Origin of the sequence: Dietzia sp. DQ11-38-2, assembly GCF_014145055.1 — a bacterium.
Taxonomy (GTDB): Bacteria; Actinomycetota; Actinomycetes; order Mycobacteriales; family Mycobacteriaceae; genus Dietzia.
In genome coordinates, this window is the sequence record NZ_JAALDW010000163.1 from 1 (window position 1) to 7,733 (window position 7,733).

Here is a 7,733-nt window from a genome sequence, read left to right on the forward strand (position 1 = left end):
ACGCGGCTCAGTGGCGGAGCATCTCCGCGACCAGGTAGGCCAGTTCGAGAGACTGCTGGGTGTTGAGTCTCGGGTCGCAGGCGGTCTCGTACCGTCCGGCGAGGTCGAGATCCGAGATGTCCTGGGCGCCTCCCAGACACTCGGTCACGTCCTCGCCCGTGAGCTCGATGTGGATCCCGCCCGGGTGCGAACCGAGCGCGTGGTGGACCTCGAAGAAGCCCTGGACCTCGTCGATGATCCGGTCGAAATGCCGGGTCTTGTAGCCGTTCGACGTGGAATGGGTGTTGCCGTGCATCGGGTCGCACTGCCAGATGACCTTGTGGCCCGACGCCTCGACGGCCTGAACGATCGGTGGGAGGGCGTCCCTGACCTTGTCGTTGCCCATACGGGAGACCAGGGTCAGACGCCCGGGTCGGTTGCGCGGATCGAGTTTCTCCACGTACTCCACCGCGAGTTCCGGGGTCGTGGAGGGGCCGATCTTCAGTCCGATCGGGTTCTCGATGAGCGAGGCGAAGGCCACGTGGGCGTCGTCGATCCCGCGGGTGCGCTCCCCGATCCACAGGAAGTGTGCCGAGAGGTCGTACAGCCCCTGCTGCGCGTCGCCCGTGAGTCCCGTGCCGTCGTCGGCCAGGCGTAGCATCGCGCGCTCATAGTCCAGGACCAGCGCCTCGTGGGAGGAGAAGATGTCCGCCGACCGCAGGTTGTGGTCGGCGACCCCACAGGCGTCCATGAACCGCAGGCCGCGATCGACCTCCGCGGCGAGGGCCTCGTATCGCGCGCCCGCAGGGGAACCGGCGACGAACTCCATGTTCCATTCGTGAACGCGGTGCAGGTCCGCCGTCCCCGACGCCGTCAGCGACCGGACCAGGTTCATGGCCGCGGCGGCGTTGGCGTAGGCCCGGACCAGTCGGGACGGGTCGTGCTCACGAGTGGTCTCGTCGGCGTCGAACCCGTTGACCATGTCCCCGCGGTAGGACAGCAGGCCGGTGGCGTCCCGATCGGCGGAGCGCGGCTTGGCGTACTGGCCGGCGATCCTCCCGACCTTGACCACCGGCATGGAGGCGCCGTAGGTCAGGACCACGGACATCTGGAGGAGCGTGCGGATCACGCCCTTGATGTGCGGCTCGGTGTTGGCCTCGAAGGTCTCCGCGCAGTCCCCGCCCTGGAGGAGGAAGGCGCGGCCGTGCGCGACGTCGGCCAACCGGTCCGAGAGGTGCTCGACCTCCGAGGCCACACAGATGGGGGGCACACTCTCGAGGACCTTGCGCATCGCCGCAGCGTGATCGGGATCCCACGACGGCTGCTGCAGCGCGGGTCGCGACAGTGCGTCCGCCAGCAGTCGATCGAGGTCCGCCGAGAGCGGGGGGAGGTCGGGAAGCTGCGCGATGTCGACGTCGACTGTCCAGTTGCTCACCCGGCGAGGATACGCCACCGGCAGCGTCGCAGACCTCAGAGGCCCAGGTGGGGTGCTGTCGCGGCGATCGCCCGGAACCTCATCGCCGCATGACGCGCATCACCGAGAGCGTCATGGGCTCCGCCCGGGTGTACGGGCAGTTCCGGTTGCCCGGCCAGCTCCCACAGCTGGCGCACATCCCGGGTGAGTCTCGGCATCGCCGCCGGGAGCTCGGTCATGTCACCCCAGAGCTGGCACACGGCGACGTGGTCGTACGCGCCGATCCATGCCCACAGCTCCACCGGGCCGGAGGCCGGCGCGGTGACGAAGTCGTACAACTCGTCGCGGATCGCCGCGCGCGACCTCCACGCCGCCGACGAGGGATTGGGGAGTTTCGGCAGGACGTTGCGTCTGACCCATGGCCCGGCCTTCGCCGGGTCGAACTCCGTGGAGACCGCGTAGAACTCACGTCCGTCCTCGGCTACCACCCCCACCGAGACCAGGTCGATGGTGGTGCCGTCCTCGATGAACTCACAGTCGTAGAAGTAGCGCACCGGCGTCAGCGCTGCCCCTCGACGGGAGTGTCGAGAAGGTTTCGTCCCGACTTCCGGACCGCCTCGTAGCGCTTCTTCATCTCCGCACCGTAGACGTCCGGAACATACTCCTGACCCGTCAGCGCCTGGATACGCCGCATGAACTCGTCGGTGATCTCGCGCTCGGCCACGCGGTCCCCCTCCCGACCGGCCCACGGCGTCAGGTCGAGGGGTTCCCCGATCATCACGCGGACCGGAGTCCGGCGATGCGGTCGGGTGACCTTGCGGATGTAGTCACCCGTACCGACCACCCCCACCGGGATGATCGGGACCCCGGCGCGCAGCGCGAGCCGGGCCGGCCCCGTCTTGCCCCGGTACAACCGCCCGTCCGGGGTGCGGGTGCCCTCCGGGTAGACGCACAGGATCTGCCCCGAGGACAGGACCTCCATGCCCGCGTCGAGGGCCGCCTGCGCGGCGTCCGCGTTGGTCCGGTCGATCGGGTACTGGCCGGTCCCGGCGAAGAACCACCGGCTGAGGGCTCCGCGTATCCCGCTGCCCGTGAAGTAGTCGCTCTTCGCCAGGAAGGTGACCCGCCGGGGAAGGAGCAGCGGGGTGAACAACCAGTCGCCCACGGACTCGTGATTCCCCACCAGGACCGCTGCCCCGGTCGCCGGGAAGTTCTCCTCGCCGGTGAGGACCGTCCGACTGGTCATCCGCAGGAAAGGCCCGATGATCACGTACTTGAACAACCAGTACAGCACCTGGGGTCACCGGTCTTTCTCATGGTTGGGGAGGTCGACGAAAGCGGATACTACCCGGATCGGCCCGCGAATCCGGACGGGACGAGATTCGGTGGCCAGAGCTCCGGATCCGGGACGAATCCGGCGACCACGGCACCCGCCACCGGATCGTGGTGCGACGCGACGAGGGTGCACCGGGACAGCAACGCGGGAAGGCGCAGCACTGTCCGGAGGCCGTTGAACTCCAGCCGGAGACCGCCGCTCTCGACCGAGGGCGGAGTCGTCGGCGGGGCGGGCACCGGCAACTCCGCCCGGTAGCCACCGTTGCCGTCCGCGGACACGACGGGGGTGACCGCACCGCGGGCGAGTGTCGCCAGAGCCGCCGTGCGGTCCGGAGCACCGCCGGCGACGATCACCTCGACCGGCCCGGCGAGGAACGTCGAGACCTCCCCGGCCAGGAGGGACAACCGGTGCGCCTCGCGGGTCCGGGCGTCGGCACGGTCCCCGGCCGCCATGGACGCGAACCGGACATGCGCGGGCCACCGGGACTCCACGAACCCGGCGAGCTCCCCCGCTGCGGAAAGCCTGCGGACGGCCGCGAGATCACCGTCGAGGTCGACCATCACCACATCCCACACCCCCGCGGCAGCCGCACGCCGGGCGTACTCCCATCCCAGTACTGCCGCGAGGGGGGCGTCGCTACCGGTGGCGAGGGCCGCGAGCACCTCGTCCTCCGGGTCCACGGCCCCCGATGTGTACGCCTCGAGTCTCGCGGTGGCGTCGTCTGCGCGGACCTCCACGGGCCCCTCGTCGGTCGTGTCCAGTCGGGGATCGACCGAACCGGGATCCCCGGTCAGAATGAGAGCGGTTCCGCCGGCGTCCAACAGGAAATCCGCCATCGCCGCGGACCTGTCCGCCGGGTCGCCCCCCAGAACGATCACGACCCTCGACCCGGTCACCTCGACTCGGCCCGGCGCTTGAGTTCACGGAGAGCCTCGGAGAGGATCCGCCGCTCGGCCCGGTCGCGGAGCCGACCGATCACCGGCACCACGAGCTCGATCTCCAACTCGTAGTCGACCCGGGTGCCGCCCTCGACCGGCTCGAGCCGGTAGGAGCCCTTCTGCGCGCGCTGGAGCGTCGAACTCTCGAGGCGCCACTCGACGGCCCTGTCGTCCGCCGACCAGGAGTAGACGAGGACGTAGTCGTCGACGATCGCACCGGCCTCCAGCGCGAACCGGACCCGGTCTGACCGACCGTCCGCGCCGACCGAGAGAACCTCGGCGACCCGGATCGACGTGGACCATTCCGGATACGAGTCGAAGTCCGAGATGACGGCCATCACGTCCTCGACCGTCGCCTCGATGACCGTGGAGTCGCTGGTCGGCCACACCTCGGGGGCGCCGTTGTCCTCACTCATATCCCCAGCTTCACATATCTCCCGCCGGGATGCGCCCTCCGGCTGACGCCCGGGCGCACGGGTGGCGTGGATGCCGTCCACCCCCGGGGATAGTGTGTCCTCACCGCGATTAGACCATCGATCGTCTCCACCAGGAGGACCCTTTGCGCGAATACGTCGCCGCCCCCGCCACTTTCACCGTCCCCGAAGACTGGTCCTGTGCCCAGGCGGCGTACGACCGGGCGGAGCGGACTCCGGACAACGTGGCCTTCCAACGCCCGGTCGACGGACGGTGGACCGACGTCACCAACCGGGAGTTCGCCGACACGGTCCGCCTGGTTGGTCGGGGCCTGGTCGCCCGCGGGATCGGGGCCGGGGACAGGGTCGCCCTCCTGTGTTCGACGCGATACGAGTGGAACGTGATCGATTTCGCGATCTGGGCGGCGGGCGCGGTCACGGTACCCGTCTACGACAGTTCGTCCGCGGAACAGATCCGCTGGATCATGGAGGACTCGGGCGCCCGGCTCATCATCGTCGAGAAGCAGACCCACGCCGCGACCACCCGCGAGGGGATCGCCGACCTGGAGGGGTCCCCCGACGTCCTGGTGATCGAGGGCGAGAGCCCCGCGTTGGACCTGCTCGTCGCCGGGGCGACCGACGTCGCCGACGCGGTGCTCGACGAACGTCGCGCCGCGGTGAGCGCGGACGCCCCCGCGACGTTGATCTACACCTCCGGCACCACCGGACGACCCAAGGGGTGCATGCTCACCCACCGGAACTTCATGTCCGAGACCCTCGCTGTCCTCGAGACCCCGTTCAACCAGTACCTCCGGCAGGACGCGACCACGGTCATGTTCCTTCCCCTGGCCCACGTGCTGGCCCGCGCCATCACCTACGCGGGGTTCCACGCCGGCGTCCGGATCGCCCACTCGTCGGACCTGACGAATCTCGTGGACACGTTCTCCGAGATGCGGCCCCATTACATCCTGGCCGTCCCGCGCGTGTTCCAGAAGGTCTTCAACAAGGCCCAGGCCACCGCCCAGGACGGCGGTGCCTTCAAGGCGTGGATGTTCGACAAGGCCACCGACACCGCCGTCGCCTACTCCAAGGCCAACCGCGGTGGGCGGGTCGGGCCACTGCTCAGGCTCCGCCACGCGCTGTTCGCCAGACTCGTCTACGCCAAGCTCGTCGCTGCACTGGGTGGACGCTGCGAGATCGCCATCTCGGGTGGCGCGCCGCTCGGCGAACGCCTGACCCACTTCTTCGACGGCATCGGTGTCAACATCTTCGAGGGGTACGGACTCACGGAGACCTGCGCGGCGATCGCGGTCAACACCCCCGGCAAGATGCGTATCGGGACCGTCGGCCAGCCACTGCCCGGATGCGCGGTCCGGATCGCCCCGGACGGCGAGGTCGAGGTGAACGGCCCGGTGGTGACCTCCGGCTACTGGCGCAATGAGCGTGCGACCGCCGAGGCCTTCTCCGACGGCTGGTTCCGGACCGGGGACCTCGGATCGCTGGACGAGGACGGCTACCTGACCATCACCGGCCGCAAGAAGGAGATCATCGTCACCGCGGGCGGCAAGAACGTCGCTCCGAACCAGCTCGAGGACGCGCTCCGGGCGGACCCGCTCGTCGCCGAGGCCGTGTGTGTGGGCGACGGGAAGCCGTTCATCTCGGTGCTGATCACCCTCGACCCCGAGGCACTGGACCGGTGGAAGGCCCACCACCACAAGACCGGGTCCCTGTACGAGCTGCTGCGGGACGCGGACATGATCGAGCATCTCGACCAGGCGCTGTCCCGGGCCAACAGCACCGTCTCCCATTCGGAGGCCATCAAGAAGTACCACGTCCTCCCCGATCAGTTCACCGAGGAGACCGGTGAACTCACCGCGTCGCTCAAGGTCAAGCGGAACGTGGTGCACCAGAAGTTCGCCGCACAGATCGAGGATCTCTACACCTGACGTCCGAGACTCGATCCACGCCCGGATCGGGACTCGATCGGGAAGCTAGTCCCCGGAGAGCACTCGCCGCATGTTGCGGGCGAGGTCTTCCCAGCGCCAGGAGTCGAGAACCCAGGTGCGTCCGCGGACACCCATCGACGACGCGCGTGGCCGGTCCGAGAGCAGACCGGCCACGGCGTCGACGATCTCGCCCGTCGAGGTCCCGTCCACCACGAGCCCGGTGGTCCCGTCCAGGACCGTCTCCGGGGCGCCACCACTCCGGCCGGCCACGACTGGGACGCCGCAGGCCGAGGCCTCCAGATACACGATTCCCAGCCCCTCCACGTCGAGTCCCCCACCCCGCGTGCGGCAGGGCATGGCGAACACGTCCGCCATCCGGTGGTGATCGACGATCTCGTCCGCCGGGATCCGGCCGGTGAAGATCACCCGGTCCGTCACCCCGTGCCTGCGGGCCAGACCCTCCAGCGTCCGCCGGTACGGGCCACCCCCGACGACGACGAGGACCGCTCCCGGGACGCGGCGGGCGATCTCGGGCAGAGAGCGGATGAGCGCGTCCTGTCCCTTTCGCGGGACGAGGCGGGAGAGACACACGATCACCTCACGGTCCGCCACCCCGTAGCGCTCGCGGATCGCCCGCCGCCGCACGGGATCGGGTCGGAACCTGTCCGTGTCGACCCCCCCGGGCTGGTGCACGAGCCTCGCGTGCGGGCCGAACGCCGCCGCGAGGCGTCGCCTCGTGTACTCACTCACGTAGGTGACGGCGTCCGTGGACTCACCGATCATCCTGAGCACCTGGCGCGAACCCGGCAGCATCGACCACCCCACCTCGTGACCGTGGGTGCTGGCGACGATGCGGGTGACGGGCCCCTCCCGCAGGACGGGTGCCATGGCGGCCAGCGGTGCTGCCGCACCGAACCACACCGTGCTCGCCCCGAAGTCCGAGGCCAGTCGCCGGGCACGCTTCGCGAGATCCGGTGTGGGCAGCAGCATCTCCGTCGGGACCCGCTCGACCAGATAGGGGCGGGAGTCGTCGTACTCGATCGAGTCCCGGCCCCGGAACGTCGAGGCGAGGACCGCCACGTCCTCCGGGTCCAGGTGCGCCAGATAGGTCTCCAGGTACGACTGGATACCACCGGGCCGCGGCGGATAGTCGTTGGTGATCAGCAGGGTCTTCGTCATCACGTCCGAGACTGCCACACCGCCCGGGGATCGCCTGCCCGGCGCCCACGCGTCAGTAGCGACGGACCCCGCTGATCGGCATCGCGTCGACCTTCTCGAGCTTGACCGGCACCCCGTAGGTCGGCGCGTGGAGGACGAGTCCGTCGCCGGCGTACATGCCGACGTGGGTCGCACCCGCGTAGTAGATGACGAGGTCTCCGGGTTGGATGTCCGGCATCGCGACGGGCGCCCCCGCCACCGCCTGCGCCTGACTCGACCGGGGAAGCGTCTTGCCCTCCTGCGCGTACGCCCACACCATGAGGCCGGAGCAGTCGAACTCGGACGGTCCGGTCGCCCCCCAGGAGTACGGGGCACCGATCCGGGTGAGGGCCACGTTCAGGGCGGCCGTGTTGACCCCGTCGATCGCCGGGGCGACGTACCCCGGGGGCACCAGGGGGCCGCCGGCCCAGAGTGCACGCTGCGCGTCGGAGAGAGCGTCCACGCGACGTCTCACCTCGTCGATCCGCACTCTCATCTCGTCCGACCGCC

The 7,733-nt window shown here is 69.6% G+C and carries 8 protein-coding genes; 1 reads left to right on the top strand and 7 read right to left on the bottom strand.

What is annotated here, in order from left to right; all coding sequences use genetic code 11:
* Positions 1-7: 7 nt before the first annotated feature.
* The 5 genes from G6026_RS06340 to G6026_RS06360 are packed head-to-tail and all read right to left on the bottom strand — an operon-like array spanning position 8 to position 4,083.
* Complete coding sequence (locus G6026_RS06340; protein ID WP_107756202.1) at positions 8-1,414, bottom strand: 3-deoxy-7-phosphoheptulonate synthase class II; 1,407 nt, start codon at positions 1,412-1,414, stop codon at positions 8-10.
* Between the two features lie 35 nt (positions 1,415-1,449).
* Positions 1,450-1,947 (bottom strand): polyadenylate-specific 3'-exoribonuclease AS, encoded by a 498-nt coding sequence (locus tag G6026_RS06345; RefSeq protein WP_107756201.1) that lies wholly within the window; start codon positions 1,945-1,947, stop codon positions 1,450-1,452.
* Positions 1,948-1,952: 5 nt separating this feature from the next.
* Positions 1,953-2,687, bottom strand: a complete 735-nt coding sequence (locus G6026_RS06350) for a lysophospholipid acyltransferase family protein (protein WP_309230177.1) — start codon at positions 2,685-2,687, stop codon at positions 1,953-1,955.
* A 50-nt stretch (positions 2,688-2,737) separates the two neighbouring features.
* On the bottom strand, positions 2,738-3,607 hold the full coding sequence (locus tag G6026_RS06355) for a hypothetical protein (RefSeq protein WP_231750528.1): 870 nt from the start codon (positions 3,605-3,607) through the stop codon (positions 2,738-2,740).
* A gap of 14 nt (positions 3,608-3,621) precedes the next feature.
* Positions 3,622-4,083 carry an SRPBCC family protein gene (locus G6026_RS06360; RefSeq protein WP_182612613.1) on the bottom strand — a complete coding sequence of 154 codons (462 nt, stop codon included), beginning with the start codon at positions 4,081-4,083 and terminating at the stop codon, positions 3,622-3,624.
* Positions 4,084-4,226: 143 nt separating this feature from the next.
* Between G6026_RS06360 and G6026_RS06365 the strand changes: the two genes are divergently transcribed.
* On the top strand, positions 4,227-6,026 hold the full coding sequence (locus G6026_RS06365; RefSeq protein WP_107756198.1) for a long-chain fatty acid--CoA ligase: 1,800 nt from the start codon (positions 4,227-4,229) through the stop codon (positions 6,024-6,026).
* 45 nt (positions 6,027-6,071) lie between these two features.
* Here the strand turns inward: G6026_RS06365 and G6026_RS06370 are convergent, their stop codons facing one another.
* Both G6026_RS06370 and G6026_RS06375 read right to left on the bottom strand, forming a co-directional pair.
* A complete protein-coding gene (locus G6026_RS06370; RefSeq protein ID WP_182612615.1) occupies positions 6,072-7,205 on the bottom strand; it encodes a glycosyltransferase family 4 protein in 1,134 nt (377 codons plus the stop codon).
* A 52-nt stretch (positions 7,206-7,257) separates the two neighbouring features.
* Positions 7,258-7,733, bottom strand: a 476-nt coding sequence (locus G6026_RS06375) for an NlpC/P60 family protein (RefSeq protein ID WP_182612617.1), incomplete at its 5' end; no start/stop codon positions are given.